This window comes from Arthrobacter sp. NPDC056886 (assembly GCF_042788715.1).
Lineage (GTDB): Bacteria > Actinomycetota > Actinomycetes > Actinomycetales > Micrococcaceae > Arthrobacter.
In genome coordinates, this window is record NZ_JBHUBT010000002.1 from 405,367 (window position 1) to 420,453 (window position 15,087).

Sequence of the window (15,087 nt, forward strand, 5' to 3'; positions counted from 1 at the left end):
TTACACTTTGCGTGCCCGGTTCTGGACCGGCTCGCCCGGAGCCAGCCTTTTGAGCACGGAGCGGGGAACAAAGTCGGAGACGTCCCCGCCCAGGGCGAAGACCTCCTTGATGAGGGTGGAGGAAAGGTGCAGGTAGTGGCTTTCCGCCGGCAGGAACACCGTCTCGACGCCGGTCAGCTGCCGGTTCATCGTGGCCATCGGCAGCTCGTAGTCGAAATCCGAGGACGAGCGCAGGCCCTTGACGATCGCGGACACACCGCGCTGCCTGCAGTACTCGGCCAGGAGCCCCTCCCCCACGGGTTCCACCACGATGCCGCGCAAGGACGCGAACGTTTCCTTGGCCATGTCGATCCGCTCCTCAACGCTGAAGCGGTACTTCTTGGCGTAGTTCGTTGACACGGCCACGATCACCTCGTCGAAGAGGCCCGCGGCGCGCGCAATGACTTCAAGGTGTCCATTGTGAATGGGGTCAAAGGAGCCAGGGCAAACAGCGCGTCTCATGCTCCGAACCTACCGTATCCGCGCCGCGGGCCGGGATAACATGGCTGAATGTCCCAGCTCCCTCCCCAGTTCCCGTGGCAGCGCGCCGCAACAGGCGCCAACTTACTCTCCCCCGACGGTTCACTGGGCGTCACGATCTTCGAGGAGATGACCACCCTGGCGCTCAGCACGGGCGCCATCAACCTCGGCCAGGGCTTCCCGGACGAGGACGGCCCCGTCGAGATCAAGGAGGCCGCCGAGGCCGCCATCGCCGCCGGAGCCAACCAGTATGCGCCCGGCAAGGGCATCCTGCCCCTCCGGGAGGCGATCGCAGTCCACCAGGAACGGTTCTACGGGCTGACCCCCGATCCCCAGACCGAGATCATCGTCACCACCGGCGCCACGGAGGCCATCGCCGCCTCGCTGCTCGCGCTGGTCGGTCCGGGCGATGAGGTGCTCACGTTTGAGCCGTTCTACGACTCCTACGGCGCCATCATCGGGCTCGCCGGCGCCACCCACGTCACGGCCCCGCTCCTAGCCCCGGATTTCATGCCGGACCTGGCGGCGCTCGAGGCCGCGTTCAGCAACCGCACCAAGGTGGTGCTGATCAACAATCCGCACAACCCGACCGGCGCGGTGTTCCCCCGCGAGGTGCTTGCGCGCGTCGTCGAACTCGCCGAAAAATACGACGCCGTCATCATCACCGACGAGGTGTACGAGCACCTGACCTTCGGCGTGCAGCACATCCCGCTGGCCACCCTGCCCGGCGCGGCCGAGCGCACGCTGACCATTTCCTCGGCCGGCAAGACGTTCTCCTTCACCGGCTGGAAGATCGGCTGGCTCTCCGGACCGGAGTATCTCGTGGCCGCCGCCCGGACGGTCAAGCAGTTCCTGAGCTACAGTTCCGGCACGCCCTTCCAGGCCGCGATAGCGGTGGGGCTGGGCCTCCCGGACGAGTTCTACGCCGGCATCGCCGACACGCTCCGGTACAAGCGCGACGTCCTTAGCGAGGGACTCCGCGCGGCCGGCCTCGACGTCCTGACACCGCAGGGCACCTACTTCGTGAACGTGGACACCTCTCCGCTGGGGATCACCGATTCCGTGGAGCTGGCCCGCAGGCTCCCGGCGCTGGTGGGCGTCGCCGCGATCCCGGTCCCTGTGTTCTGCCACCCCGACGGCGCCGAGCGCACCCGCAGCCTGCTCCGCTTCGCTTTCTGCAAGCAGCTGCACGTCCTTGAGGAGGCCGCCGAGCGGCTGGCGACCTTGCGCGACAGGCTGTGAGCATGGCCGGGCAACAACCCGGAGCCTCGCGGTTCCTGCGGACCACCGGGCAGCACGCCACGATTGAACCGGATCCCTTCACGGACGGCGGCTTCGTGCTGAGCATCGGCGGCGCCGAGCAGTCCCACGTCAACCTGGCCGATCCCGCGGACATCTTCTACGAGTACCTGCGCAGGATTGGTCACGTGGTGGACCTCGCCGCTCCGTGGGGCGAGCCCATCAGCGCGCTGCACTTGGGCGCGGGCGCCCTGACGCTGGCCCGCTACATCCAGGCCACCCGGCCCGGCTCGGTCCAGTACGCCGTGGAGCTGGAACGGGAACTGCTGGACTTCGTGCTGGCGCAGCTGCCCCTGCCGGAGGGAACGCAGCTGCACACGGTGATCGGCGATGCCCGCGACGCCCTCGCCGCTCTCCCGGCCGAACTGCGGTTCGACGTCGTGATCCTGGACATCTTCTCCGGGCCCGAGGCGCCGGAACACATCGCCTGCACAGAGTTCTACCAGGAGGCGGCGGCCCGCCTGACGCCGCGCGGGGTATTGGTCGTCAACGTGGGCGATGAACCCGGGCTGACCCTGGTCCGGAGCCAGGTCGCGGCCCTGCGCCGGGCCATGGCCGACGTCGCCGCCTTCGCCGAGGCCGGAATGTTCACTGGCCGGTACCCCGGGAACATCATCCTGACCGGGACGCAGGGCCCGTGGCCTGAAGTCTGGACGGCGGCGCTCACGGCGCGCGGCCCGCATCCGGCCAGGCTCCTGGCCGGCGTCGAGCTGGACGCGCTGGCCGGCTAGTCCCCGACCTCTAAATCCACGCCGTCCACGGCGTCCACGCCCTCCGCGGCTTCCACACCGGGCTCGGCGAACCAGAGCCGGGTTTCGCCGTACTTCTTCTCGGCAAACCGTTCCATGCCCTCGGGCCATGCCGGTTCGGGGCTCCGGGAGGAGCGTTCCACCACCACGACGGCCCCCTCGCCCAGGTGCGGCACCAGCTTGGCCAGCACGGCAGCGAGGGCCGGCTCGTCCAGGGGGTAGGGCGGGTCCAGGAACACGAGGTCCCAGCGAGCGGCCTCAGCGGTCCGGTCGAGGAAGGATTCGACCTTGGAGCGGTGCACGGAGACCACCTTGCGGCGCGTGACGGTGTTGACCAGGTCCGCGTTGCGCTGGCAGACGGCGCTGGCCTTGGCATCGAATTCGACCAGGTCCACGGACCCGGCGCCGCGGCTGCCGCTCTCCACCCCCAGCGACCCGGATCCTGCGTACAGGTCCAGCACGCGGGCGCCGGCAATGACGTCGAAGGCGTCCAGCCGGGAGAACAGCGCTTCCTTGACCCGGTCCGTCGTCGGCCGTGTCAGGCTCCCGGGGACGCTGACCAGGGGGCTGCCGCCGGCCGCGCCGGCAATGATCCGGCTCATGGCCGAAGCCCATGATGTGTGGTCCTAGCCGCGTTCAAGGAACGCCTCCTTCTCGGGGTTCAAGTATTCATCGATCGCGGCCGCCAGCCGGGGCTGGCCGGCCAGGGTGGGATCGGCGGCCACGATCCGCTGGGCGTCCTGCCGGGCCCGGGCAATCACGTCCTCGTGTTCGAGGACGCGCAGCAGCTTCAGGGTGGAGCGGCCGCCGGACTGCGAGGCGCCCAGGATGTCGCCTTCGCGGCGGAGCTTGAGGTCCTCCTGGGACAGTTCGAAGCCGTCAGTGGTGGCTGCCACGGCATCGAGCCGGCGCCGGCTCGGATGGCCCGGCTCCAGGGTGGTGACCAGCAGGCAGGTCCCGGGCAGCCCGCCGCGGCCCACCCGGCCGCGCAGCTGGTGGAGCTGGGAGATGCCAAACCGGTCCGCGTCCAGGATCACCATGAGCGTGGCGTTGTGCACGTCCACGCCCACCTCAATCACGGTGGTGGAGACGAGCAGTTTGGTCTGGTTGGCCGTGAAGGAGGCCATGGTCTCGGACTTCAACACCGGGTCCTGCCGGCCGTGCAGCGGCGCCACCGCCACCCCGGCGAGGGCCGGTTCGTCCTGCAGGAGTTCCACGACGCCGGTGACGGAGGCGAGTTCCCGCGCACCGTTCTCACCCTCGAGGTCCGCGGCGGACGGTTCGGCCTCGCCTGGGGTGAAGTCGCCGTCGTCGTCCGTGCCGATCTTGGGGCAGACCACGTAGACCTGGTGGCCGGCGTCGATCTCCTCCCGCGAACGGGACCAGATGCGGGTGGCCCAGGCCGGGTGTTCCGCGAGCCCCACCACGTGCGTGGAGATCGGGGCACGGCCGGCGGGGAGCTCATCGAGCACGGAGGTTTCGAGGTCTCCGAACACGGTCATGGCCACGGTCCGGGGAATCGGGGTTGCGGTCATGACCAGCAGGTGCGGCGGCTTGCTGGCCTTGGCCCGGAGGGCGTCGCGCTGTTCCACGCCGAAGCGGTGCTGCTCGTCCACCACAATCAGGCCGAGGTCATAGAAGGACACGTTGTCGCTGAGCAGGGCGTGGGTGCCGATCACGATTCCCGCCGTGCCGGAGGCCGCGTCCAGCATGGCCTGCTTCCGCGCCGCGGTGGGCATGGAGCCGGTGAGGAGGGTGACCTGGACGGCGTCCGAGCCGAACCCGCCGAGCATCCCGTCCCGGGAGAGCGGTCCGAGCGTGCGCCGGATGGATTCATAGTGCTGGGCGGCGAGGACTTCCGTGGGGGCTAGGAGTGCAGCCTGTCCCCCGGCGTCCACCACCTGCAGCATGGCGCGCAGGGCCACGATCGTCTTGCCGGAACCCACCTCGCCCTGGAGCAGCCGGTTCATGGGCGAGTCCTGGGCGAGCTCGTCGGAGAGCGTCTTGCCGACAGCGGCCTGGCCGGCGGTCAGCGTGAACGGCAACTGGAGGTCGAAGGCGGGCAGCAGCCCGTCCGGAGCCGCGCGGCGGGCCGTTGCTTCCTCGGCGGCGAGCTGGGCGCGGCGGCGGGCCAGGGCCGACTGGAGCACCAGGGCTTCCTGGTAGCGGAACCTGTCGCGGGCGCGCTGGAAGTCCGCCGGGGTCTGCGGGGCGTGGATCAGACGGTAGGCGTCCGCGACTGGCAGGAACTTCTCCCGCGCCGCGATCTCCGCGGGCAGCGGGTCGCCGAGGGTTTCAAGATCCACGGTGTCCAGCAGCGTCGAGATGACCTTCTGGATGGACCAGCTGGTGAGCTTGGCCGTGGCCGGGTAGACCGGGATCGGCATGGCCGCGAGCTTCTCCGGGTCCATGCCCGGGGTGTCGGGGTCCTCGTCGAGCAGCAGGAAATCGGGGTTGGTCAGGCCGAGGGATCCGCCGTAGCGGGTGACCTTGCCGGAAAACATGGCGCGCCGGCCCGGCTGCAGCTCCGCCTTGGCCCGGAACCCGTTGAAGAAGCTGACCTTGAGCGTGCCCGGCAGCGCTCCGCCGGCGTCGTCGGAGATCACGACCTCGGTGAGGGATCCGCGCCGGGCGCGCATGGATCGGGTGCTGTTGGAGACCACCCGGGCGATCAGGGTCACTTCCTCGTCCAGCGGGACCTCGCTGATGGGTGTCAGCTCGCCGCGGCTGAGGTAGCGGCGGGGGAAGTAGTTCAGGAGCCCGCCGACGGTGGTGATGCCGAGGTGTTTTTCGATGACAGCCGCGGAGCGCTTGCCGATGCGGCGCTCGAGGCCCAGTTCAAGTTCAGCGTGCATGTCCGTCGGGGTTTCGGGTTTCGGCGGCAACAGAGGCGGCAACGGTGGCGGCCTGGGGTTGCGGATCGCGCGGCACTGCGAGCTCACTCACGGAAATGTCCGTGGGCTCGCCCAGGGAACGGATCAGCGCGACGGCGGGGTCGGCATCCAGGACATGGACGTGGACGCGCCAGCGGTACTGCCCGGCGGCGTCCGCGGCCCCGCCGACCTGGCTCATGATTACGGAGTCGCCCATTTCGTCGAGCCGTTGGCGCATCATGGCGGCGTCCAGCGGGGACAGGGAGATGGTGCACATGACTTCGACGCCTTCGTCGCGCGGCATGCCGGCGTGGATGTGCGGGTCCTGGACGTCGTAGCCGTGCAGACCGTCCAGCAGTTCGCTCTGGAGCTCCTCGCCCAGCACAGCGGAGCGCAGGCAGTCCAGGATCAGGAGCATGCCCACGCCGCCGGCGTCCACCACGTGGGCGGCGTGCAGGGCATCGAGCTGGTCTTCCGTGCGCACCACGGCGGCCAGGGCTGCCTCGACGGCGGCATCCAGGGCCAGTCCGAGGGTCTGGTTGCTGTCATCGCCGTCGTGGGCGGAGTCCACGGCAGCCGCGGCGCGGGCTGCGGCCTCCATGACGGAGAGCATGGTGCCGGGCACGGGATCACTTAGCGCGGACCAGGCCCGGATCTGGGCCCGGTTCAGGGCCGCGGCAAGCAGCGGTGAGCTAATCCGGGTGTGCCCGGCCAGCGGTTCGGCGGCGGCGGCGAGGAAGACGGCAAACAGGGTTCCGGAGTTGCCACGGGCCTGTTCCATGGCCACCTGGCCGGCCTGTGCCAGGACGGCGCCGACGTCGTGCGGGTCAGCGGCGGGGTGCGTGAACTGGTCCGTGGCAGTGCCGCGCCCGACGACGGCGTCCGCGGCGTGAGCCGCGGCACGGACGGTCAGGTAGAGGTTGGTGCCGGTGTCACCGTCGGCTACGGGAAAGATGTTGATGGCGTTCAGGCGGTCGCTGTGGTTCCCGAGCGTGGTTTCCGCCTTGCTCAACCACCGCTTCATCGCTTGCGCGTTGGCGGCAATCTTAGTCTGCAAAGTGATCCCATCCCACAGCGTCAGCGGGCCTGCCCGCGATCGTTACTCCCGTGCTCTCGGTTGGTGCAGGGGCCTCTACCGAGCCTATCGCAGTGAACCCGGGAGGGAGCTGAACCCCCGCGGGAAAAGTGGCCAGCAGCCCGTGGTCCTCGCCGCCGCCGAGGACCCAGGACATCGGGTCTGCGCCCAGCAGCTCGGACGCCGGCAGCAGCGCAGCGGCCAGCTCCTTCAGGGCGGCGGCGTCCAGGTTCAGCACGGCGTGGCTGGCGGCCGCCATGCGGTTTCCATCCCGGACCAGGCCGTCCGAGATGTCCATCATGGCCGACGCCCCGGCCTCACGCGCCAAAGGGCCCGCAGCGAGCGGCGGCTGCGGCCTGCACTGGGTGTCCATGAGCGAGCGCTGCTCGGCGGTCAGGTCCCCCACGCGGACGTCCGACTCCAGCAGCGCCAGCCCGGCGGCGGCCCGGCCCACTGTTCCAGCCAGCGCCACGGTATCCCCGGGCCGGGCTCCGGAACGCAGCACGGGCTCCTTGCCGTCCAGGGTCCCCAGGATGGCCACGGTGACCGCCAGCTCGCGGCCCCGGCCGAGGTCGCCGCCGGCCACAGCGCAGGCGGGTGCCCCCAGCCCCCGGATCCCCGCCACGAGGCCGTCCGCGAATTCTTCGACCCAGCGGACAAGGGTCTCCGGCGGCATCGTCAGGCTCACCACCAGGGACGTGGCCCGGGCGCCCATGGCATTGATGTCGCTGAGGTTTTGCGCGGCGGCCTTCCAGCCGACGTCGTACCCGGTGGTCCGGTAGCCGTTGTTCCACTGGAGCCGGAAGTCCTGGTCGGCCACCTGCGTGTCGATGCTCAGCACAGTGCGTCCGTCCGGCGCGGCGACAATGGCGGCGTCGTCCCCCGGCCCCAGCAGCAAGTACGTCGCCGCTTCCGGGCCGCCAGCTGGCTCCGGGATGGTGAGCCGCGGGAAGATGCGCCCCAGCAGCTGGGATTCCGAGAGCCCGGCAACGGTCAATGCGGCGTCCGTCGGCAGGTGTTCGGGCACGGGAGATTCAGGCACAGAGGTTTCAGGCACGGGAGATTCAGGCGCAGGAGATTCAGGCACAGCCCTACGCTACCGCGAGGGGCCGACAGCGCCGGGCCGTGACTTCAGCTGCTGAGTATTTCCTCCAGCCATTGTTCGCCCGTGGACCGCATGTCGAACCGTTGCACGTATTCGGCAGCGGCCCTGGACTCTTCGGCATATGCGTGCGGGGAACTGTTGAGAGCCGAGACAAATGCCCGGACCTGGGACGTGGTCTCGCGGGTCCAGCGATTGCTGAAGATGTCGTCCACTCCGGGCCGTTCCCAGAACAGCGGCACCGAGCCCGACGCCATTCCCTCAGCGGGGGCCAGGTGGAAGCTCTCATCCGAACTGGGCGACAACACGTAGCCAATCTTGCGCAGCCAGGACGCCATGTCCGGGCCGAACGGTTCGAAAACCACGGCATCCCGCAGCGCCGGGGACCGCCCGATCCGGTCAAAGATTTCCAGGTACGCCTCCCGCTGGAACGGCTTCTTCCACTCATAGGCGTATTCCCACGGCATTCTTCCGCGCACGTGCAATGTGTACCGGGAGTCCTCCTGCAGCAGCTCTTCTAGTAGGTCAAGGGCCCGGTCCAGGCGCTTGCGCATGGGGACGATGCCTACCAGCCCCAGTCGGAAGCGATGATCCGGTTCCTTGGATCGGCGGAGGTCCATGAGGTCAACGGCGTTCGGGATGACCCGGAAGGCGGTGTCGGTCCAGCCGGTGCTTGCGCGGGTGCGATCCACGTAGAGGCTTGAGACGCAGATCAGGGAGTCAATGTTGTCTGCGGCCACATCCTTCATCCAGGGGCCGTTGAGCTCGAACATGTGAAGACGCACAATGAGCTTCTGCCTGCGGCGTTTGTTGTTCGAGTACCAGACGGCGTTGGGGCCGCACCATTCGCAGATGATGACATCGGCCCAGTCCCTGAGCCGTTCGGACTCCTGGACATCGTGGACGTGCAGTGATTTCCAGTGGTCGAAGGCAAGCTCGATGTCATCCCGCATTTCCAGGACGGAAACGAGCTCACCGGCAAACTTGAGATCGTGGCCGGCTATCAGGACCCTTGTCTTCTGCTTGCCTCGCGGGCTGCGGACGTAGTCTGCCTCGGACCGCTCGAAATAGGCTTTCAGCCGGGCAGCCGCTGACGAAATCGAGTAGTGCCGGACGCGGTTGCTGACCGTCTTCTTCAGCTCGGCCAAGTTGTCCCTGGCGTTCAGGAGGGCGTTGACCACTCCTTCGGTCGAATCATCATCGACGTACAGCGGGTAGTCGGCGCCGAAAAGCTCAAGATGCTGGGCGTTGCGGTTCACCATGGGCGGCACCCCGAGGGCAGCGTACTCGAGGACCTTGGTGGAGATCTCGAGGCTTGCGTCCATGCTTCCGTCACGCCAGCTCAGGCCGACGTCGTGCCTGCTGACCTCCTTAGCGGCCGCATCACGGGACATCCCGCCCAGCCAGTCGATGCCCGGCGAGCCCACAGCCTCCTCCATGGAGGCCGACCAGGACGGGTCTTGGTGATCATGCTGGAATTTGTCACCGATCATCGTCACCGCCAGGGCAAACTTTTGCTCCCTGCCCGCAGTGGGGAGGGCGCACATCTCGAGCGTGCGCCACTTCTTGGCGAACTTGCCGGAGTAGACAGCACTCAATTTCCTACCAGTGGCCGGGGAATCCCCCCGCAGGTCAAAGTATTCATCGGGCACCATCGGCGTCAGGACAAGCGTCTTTCCGGCAGCTTCGGGAATCGTCGCTTCCACATAGGACCGTGCGGCCTCCGTCTGTACGAAGAAGCGCCGGCATTGTCCGACGGTCCGCCTGAGCATCGCAAGATCCGTTTCGGAAAGCCTGGAACTGGGATGAGCGATGTCCGTGATGTAGAGCCACGACTTGGGACCAAGGACTTTGGAGTTCGCCACGTGCGCGGCTACCTGGGTGCCGCGGGCGATCACGACGTCGAACGGCCGTTCCGCGTCAAGTTGGGCCATGCGCTGGGCTGCAACGCGTGGCTGCAGCGCTTCCATGCCCGCCGTGTCGCCCGGCTGGGCGATTTCCACTCCGGGCAGCTCCGCTATCCGCTCAAGCAGCCGGGTTTTCGTGACCTCAGTCTTGAGCAGGACACAGACCCTGGAGCCCGTCCGTGACAACGCCTCGGCCATGGAAACAAGCCACACGGATGATCCGTCGATGATATTGAGGTCGACGTCCCCGTAGAGGAGGACTGTCCGCGCGGGCCGGGCTTCGTCAGTGCGATCCAATGAGCGCTCCCTTGTTCATTTTGGCGAAAGTGTCGAGCGAATGGAGCAGCCCGAATTTGTAGTCTTCGGTCCACGCCTCCATGGAGGAACGAGCCGAAAACACAACATCCGCTGCGGCTTCGAACTCCGTGGTGTAGGTGTCGGCTTCCCGCCGGGTCCTCACGAAGTAGGCCGGCATCCCTTGGGACCGGCACTCAGCGAGCGCCTGGAAGATTTCGTTTGCAAGCAAGGTCCCCGCCGCGGAATCGGCGCCGAACCAGATTCCGGCGGTGAAGGCGCTGTCATCGAGAATCAGCGCGGAGCCGCGCCCGTTCGCGATCTGGGCCGCTATGGTGCTCGGGCGCAGCGTTTCAAGCGCCTGCGCGTCGCCCAGGTACTGCTGAAGGTCCTGGCCCGCGATCGCGTAGACAATCCGTCCGCCCCACGGCGCCGTTGGAGGCGCTCCGAGGTAGCCGAGAATTTTGGCTTGACGGTCCCCGTCATCCATGACGGCGGCCGCGAGCCGGCCTACTGCGCGGCCGGACGCTGGAGCTGCGGGCGGAGCCGGTTCTTGCTTAGCCGCTGTGGCGGCCGCCGTTTTCGGAACCTGGTGGTCCGGTGTGGAAAGCCCGGCCATCATGTCGCGCAGCTCGCGGAAGCGCGAGCGGGCCTTCCTGGCCTCGGTTTCCTGGAGCCACCGCATGCTGACCAACTGCGAAACGGCCAGCACCGCCATGAGCGTAAACAATGCGAGGGACAGAACCGCGAACGCCGGATGCCCAAGCACAAGGTACAGGGATCCACCGAGTGCGGCCACCATCCCGCAGAGGGCCATAGCAATGACCCCCCGGCTCTTGAAGGCTGAGCGCATTCTCTGTTGGATTCGAAGAATCATGAGCTGAAGATCCCTCGGGTATCGACCAGGAGCTTTCCGGCCAGGACCTCTGCGGGCAGCGCACGAACGGCGTCATGGTCAACCAGCACCACCACCAGCGAGGAACGGCTCACTGCTTCCTCCAGTGGCACCAGCCGGACGTTGTCCTGACGCTGAAGGCTACCGGGCAGGCTGTCGATGTGTGGCTCGGCCACGTTAATCCGGATGCCTGCCATCGATTCGGCGATGGCCTGGGCTATTTCAATGGCGGGCGACTCACGCAGGTCGTCGATATTTGCCTTGAACGCGAGCCCAAGGAGAGCAACCTCGGCGTTCTTGGGCAGCTTGGCGAATGCAGCATGCACCTGGTCCAGGACCCAGCGGGGCTTATCGTCGTTGACGGTCCGGGCTGTCCTGATCAGACGCGACTCGGCAGGTGCGGCAGCGACAATGAACCAGGGATCAACCGCGATGCAGTGCCCACCGACGCCAGGGCCCGGTTGCAGGATGTCGACGCGCGGGTGGTGATTTGCCAGCCTGATCAGTTCCCAGACGTTGATGCCCAACTTTGCGCTGATGACCGACAGTTCGTTGGCGAACGCAATATTGACGTCGCGGTAGGAGTTTTCGACCAGTTTGGCCATTTCCGCGGTCACGTCATCGGTGACCAGTATTTCGCCCTGGCAAAACACCGAGTAGAGGTCTTTAGCAAGATCGGCGGCCCGGCGGGTGACCCCTCCAACAATCCTGTCGTTGGTCACAAGTTCGATCATGACTTTGCCGGGCAATACCCGCTCGGGGCAGTGGGCCAGGAGAATCGCAGGCCTGCCTTCGCCGCCGTCCAGCGACAAGTCCGGTCGGAGCGAGACGATGTATTCGCCCAGGTGGCGGGTTGCCCCCGGGGGTGACGTTGACTCCAGGATGATCAGTTCGCCGCCCTGCAGTACCGGCGCGATCCCGCGCGCGGCCGCCTCGATGTAGCTCAGGTCGGCGCTCTTGTCAGCCGTGAAGGGCGTCGGCACGGCCACAATGTACGCATCTGCGGCGGGCGTCTGGGTGGTTGCCTTGAGCCGGCCCTGGCTGACGGCTCCAGCGACGTGAATTCCGAGGTCCGGTTCAACAAAGGGGACCCGCCCATCGTTCACGGCGTCGACGGTCCGCTGATTAACGTCGACGCCGATCACGTCAAGGCCGTTGGTCGCCAGGATCGCGGCTGTAGGCAGCCCGATGTACCCAAGTCCAATGACGGCGATGGTCTGGAAGCTAGTCAATCTGTTGGCCCCTATCAAAGCGTGATGAATTCACGTGGATTTTCGAAAATTTGAATCTCGCCGGCCCCTGCGGGCACGTCGTTCGGCACGCCCGGGCCGTTCCCGTCGCCGGGGCGCATCTGGCAGTAGTTGAATCTGTCGGCGGAGTAAATGGAGCCCTTGGCCGCCGCGACGGACGTAAGGAAGGCGGTGTCCTCGCCGTGGCTCACAGCCTCAAAGGGGTGCGCCTCAAAGACCGCCCGGGGTGCGGTGATGGTCGGCCCAGCCACCTGCCCGCTGAACCGGTGTTCCTGGTGCGCAGCCCGGAGCACCGTGGCCCGGCTGGAACGCACGTGCGAGTAGTGGGACTGCTTCCCCACCACGTCCGCGCCGGAATAGGTGAGCGCATGCAGCAGATCAACCAGATAGTTGGGCGCGTAGTAGTCCTCGCCGTGCATCCTGGTCAGCACCACCCCCGTCGATGCTTCAACGCACTGGTTGAGGCACTCCCCCAGGGTCAGGGCGGCCGGGGCGGGAAGGACTTTGTATTTCGCTACGCCATAGGTGTGGGCCAGCTCAGCGAGCAAGCCCTCGGCGGCTGTGAAGCCGCGAGTCAGCAGGACGAGCTCCAAATCGACACCGTCCTGGCCGCCGACGGTCTGAAATATTTGCCTCAGTTGTTGCGGGTTTGTTGCGCTCACCAGTGCACTGGCTGACGGCAGGCCGACCGGCCAGCACCGCTCCGGCGCGACCGCTTGAACAATGGATTCTGCACGGTGCGCGTACGTATGCTCACCCCAAATCCGGCGCTGGGCCTTGTGCACGGCCCTTTCATTGAATTCGGCGTCGGACGTCAGCCTCCGCAGAATCCTCTGCGCCTCAGACTTGGCCTCGGCAACCAGCACTTCACCTTCCTCGAAGAAGCGCGATATCGCCGTGCTCGGCGTCGAGACCACCGGTGTTCCCGAGGCTGTGATCTCAAATATCCGCCGGGCACACATGCTGGGCGAATCGGTCACGGAATTTACATTCAAGAAGGCCTTGTAGGCCCGGTAGGCGGTCAGCATCTGGGCGTAGTTCAATGACCCGACAACGTGTTGGTCAAACGGCTCAGGGAACTGATAGTTCTTGTCGCCTCCCAGTTGCCGGGAGAAGATTTCCAGCTCGGCGCCGCCCGATCCCGCTTCAGCAATGGCCGCGCCCAGGAGCATGTCCATCTGGGCGCGGCGTTGGGGAAACTTGTGGGCAAAGTACATCCCCGCGAAGGCCACGCCGCGCGAGTGCCATCCGAGGCCCGACCGGACAGGGTTGTGAATAGCCGGCTGGGCTGCAAAAGGAAGGGTGCCTATCCGGTGGTGGCCCAAATCCCTCACGTAGTCCGGAACGCGGTCCGAATCACTCGTGAAAACGTGGTCAAACAGCTTGGCTGCGGGCAGAAAATCATCGTAGTGGGGCGGATCTTCCTTATTCCAGAAAGCTGTCGGAATTCCCTGGGAACGGCACCAGGCCACGAGCCGGACCAGCTCGGCGCCTGGACCCGAAGAACCTGTGAGCTGATATTGCCAGGATCCGGAATTCCCGTTCCAGGCAGATTCCACGAACAAGAAATCAATCCGGGTCTGGCCAAGTTGATCACGCCACTCTTCCCGGCGCAGTTCGACTAAATTCCACTCGAACCGCAAAGCCGTGCGGGAAAAATCATCAAGAATCACGCCCACGTTCAGGTCGGCGCGCCGCGGCCCCTGTCCGGAAGTGTCGTACGGTCTGAACCGCAACTGGCGGTCTCCGCCGCGCCCGGACCATTCGCCCGCTGACCCCTTGGCCCGCGGCCGTACAACTGAGCTCAAATGCCGCAGAGCCTCCCGCGTGCCGCTGCGGATGCCCATCAGTCCGCGCTCCTACGGCAATTCAATCCGTCTGCAGGCACTACTCGGTTCTCCTCAGCGATGCGCCCCTCCGGCCAAGGTGCCAAAGGAAATCCGTCACAGGGCCAAAAAGACCCTGGGCCCCCTACTCTCATCGAAGCTAGGAGGCCCAAGTAAAGGGAATGGCGGTCCAAGGTGAACGAAAGCCAAACAACACCCGGCCACTCATCTGTTGCGAAAGTTTCTCCGCAGGGATCCGCGACCATTTCTTCCACTCGCCAGCGCGTGAAAGACTCTCAGCCGTGCCTCTTTCTGTCCCCGCGGTAAATACCGCCACCCGCAGGGTGCTTGCCTTCGCCGCCGGGGGCGTCCTGCTGTGGCTAATCATTGCCGTTCAACTGTTCATCAACGTGGATCCGCTCAGCGTGCACCGGACGGACGCCGTCATCATGCTGGGCGGCGCGGCCTCCGAACGTCTGCCCGTGGCCCGCCAGGTCCAGGCCGAATTTCACATCCCGGTTTTGGTGATCTCGCACACGGACACGTTCGGCAACCGTGAGGCCGATGAGGCTTGCAATTCAGCCGCCTTCCCCAATGCGGCCGTCATCTGCTTCCGGCCCCCGGACCTGGACACCCGCGGGGAGGCCCGGGCAATCTCCCGCCTGATCGAGGCCAACGGCTGGAAGTCCGTCACCGTGGTGACCTCCAGCTACCACGTCACCCGCGCCGGCCGTCTCATAGGACAGTGCACGACGGCGGAAGTCCAGATGGTTGCCTCGCATCCAGGCCTGGATTTGGGCCAATGGATCCGGCGCTTCGTCATCGAAACCGGAGGACTGATCGATGCTTCCTTGCGGCCGGAATGCGCCAATCATGGCTCATAAATGTAAGAATTGAACCTCGTCAGGTTGAAGCCGTCTGCCTGATTGACCATTCATTGAGCCGAGGAGGACGATACGTTGGAGAACCCTGCCGACGGCGCTCCCCCGCTAGTCGCGGCCCCGCGACACTTGCGCCGGCGCCGCCTGCACGAGGACATTCCGGATCAGCTTCTGGTCCCAGATGCCGCGCCGCTTCCGCTGTCCGCGGTCCGCGCATCGCGTGAACCGGCCACAGAGCAGCAGGAAAGCGAACGGTCAGCGCCGTCCAAGCGGGCCGCAAACCCGGACCTCGACGCCGCGGAAGTCGCGTACCACCGCAAGCGGATGGCGGCGCTGATCGCCGTCGTCCTCGTCGCGGTCAGCGTCCCGGCTCTCGTGATCGCCTTGCTGCTGCTGGGCTGAACCGGCCCGCTAGCC

General features: G+C 66.5%; 13 protein-coding genes. 4 read left to right on the top strand and 9 right to left on the bottom strand.

The window, feature by feature from the left end; all coding sequences use genetic code 11:
• The gene (gene coaD / locus ACFRJ8_RS05035; protein WP_277523428.1) at nt 1–501 is read right to left on the bottom strand and encodes a pantetheine-phosphate adenylyltransferase; all 501 of its coding nucleotides are present in this window, start codon (nt 499–501) and stop codon (nt 1–3) included.
• Nucleotides 502–549: 48 nt separating this feature from the next.
• Between coaD and ACFRJ8_RS05040 the strand changes: the two genes are divergently transcribed.
• On the top strand, nt 550–1,761 hold the full coding sequence (locus tag ACFRJ8_RS05040; protein ID WP_377985058.1) for an aminotransferase class I/II-fold pyridoxal phosphate-dependent enzyme: 1,212 nt from the start codon (nt 550–552) through the stop codon (nt 1,759–1,761).
• 2 nt (nt 1,762–1,763) lie between these two features.
• Nucleotides 1,764–2,549, top strand: coding sequence for a spermidine synthase (locus ACFRJ8_RS05045; protein ID WP_377985059.1), 786 nt, complete (start codon nt 1,764–1,766; stop codon nt 2,547–2,549).
• Here the strand turns inward: ACFRJ8_RS05045 and rsmD are convergent.
• The 8 genes from rsmD to ACFRJ8_RS05085 all read right to left on the bottom strand — a co-directional run bounded on the left by rsmD (nt 2,546) and on the right by ACFRJ8_RS05085 (nt 13,180).
• Nucleotides 2,546–3,169, bottom strand: coding sequence for a 16S rRNA (guanine(966)-N(2))-methyltransferase RsmD (gene rsmD, locus ACFRJ8_RS05050; RefSeq protein ID WP_377985060.1), 624 nt, complete (start codon nt 3,167–3,169; stop codon nt 2,546–2,548). The genes ACFRJ8_RS05045 and rsmD overlap by 4 nt on opposite strands.
• Before the next feature lie 24 nt (nt 3,170–3,193).
• The gene (locus ACFRJ8_RS05055; protein ID WP_377985061.1) at nt 3,194–5,422 is read right to left on the bottom strand and encodes an ATP-dependent DNA helicase RecG; all 2,229 of its coding nucleotides are present in this window, start codon (nt 5,420–5,422) and stop codon (nt 3,194–3,196) included.
• Nucleotides 5,412–6,464 carry a DAK2 domain-containing protein gene (locus ACFRJ8_RS05060; protein ID WP_377985188.1) on the bottom strand — a complete coding sequence of 351 codons (1,053 nt, stop codon included), beginning with the start codon at nt 6,462–6,464 and terminating at the stop codon, nt 5,412–5,414. The genes ACFRJ8_RS05055 and ACFRJ8_RS05060 overlap by 11 nt, the downstream gene beginning before the upstream one ends.
• A 22-nt stretch (nt 6,465–6,486) precedes the next feature.
• The gene (gene thiL / locus ACFRJ8_RS05065) at nt 6,487–7,557 is read right to left on the bottom strand and encodes a thiamine-phosphate kinase (RefSeq protein WP_377985062.1); all 1,071 of its coding nucleotides are present in this window, start codon (nt 7,555–7,557) and stop codon (nt 6,487–6,489) included.
• A gap of 89 nt (nt 7,558–7,646) precedes the next feature.
• A complete protein-coding gene (locus ACFRJ8_RS05070; protein WP_377985063.1) occupies nt 7,647–9,821 on the bottom strand; it encodes a glycosyl transferase in 2,175 nt (724 codons plus the stop codon).
• Nucleotides 9,808–10,695 carry a hypothetical protein gene (locus ACFRJ8_RS05075; RefSeq protein ID WP_377985064.1) on the bottom strand — a complete coding sequence of 296 codons (888 nt, stop codon included), beginning with the start codon at nt 10,693–10,695 and terminating at the stop codon, nt 9,808–9,810. Before ACFRJ8_RS05075 ends, ACFRJ8_RS05070 begins: the two co-directional genes overlap by 14 nt.
• Nucleotides 10,692–11,945, bottom strand: a complete 1,254-nt coding sequence (gene wecC / locus ACFRJ8_RS05080; protein WP_377985065.1) for a UDP-N-acetyl-D-mannosamine dehydrogenase — start codon at nt 11,943–11,945, stop codon at nt 10,692–10,694. The genes ACFRJ8_RS05075 and wecC overlap by 4 nt, the downstream gene beginning before the upstream one ends.
• 14 nt (nt 11,946–11,959) lie before the next feature.
• Nucleotides 11,960–13,180: a glycosyltransferase gene (locus ACFRJ8_RS05085; protein ID WP_377985066.1), complete on the bottom strand. Its 1,221-nt coding sequence runs from the start codon at nt 13,178–13,180 to the stop codon at nt 11,960–11,962.
• Nucleotides 13,181–14,091: 911 nt separating this feature from the next.
• Between ACFRJ8_RS05085 and ACFRJ8_RS05090 the strand changes: the two genes are divergently transcribed.
• Nucleotides 14,092–14,673 (top strand): YdcF family protein, encoded by a 582-nt coding sequence (locus ACFRJ8_RS05090; protein WP_377985067.1) that lies wholly within the window; start codon nt 14,092–14,094, stop codon nt 14,671–14,673.
• 75 nt (nt 14,674–14,748) lie between these two features.
• Entirely contained in the window at nt 14,749–15,072 is a 324-nt protein-coding gene (locus tag ACFRJ8_RS05095; protein WP_377985068.1) for a hypothetical protein, read from the top strand.
• Nucleotides 15,073–15,087 lie beyond the last annotated feature (15 nt).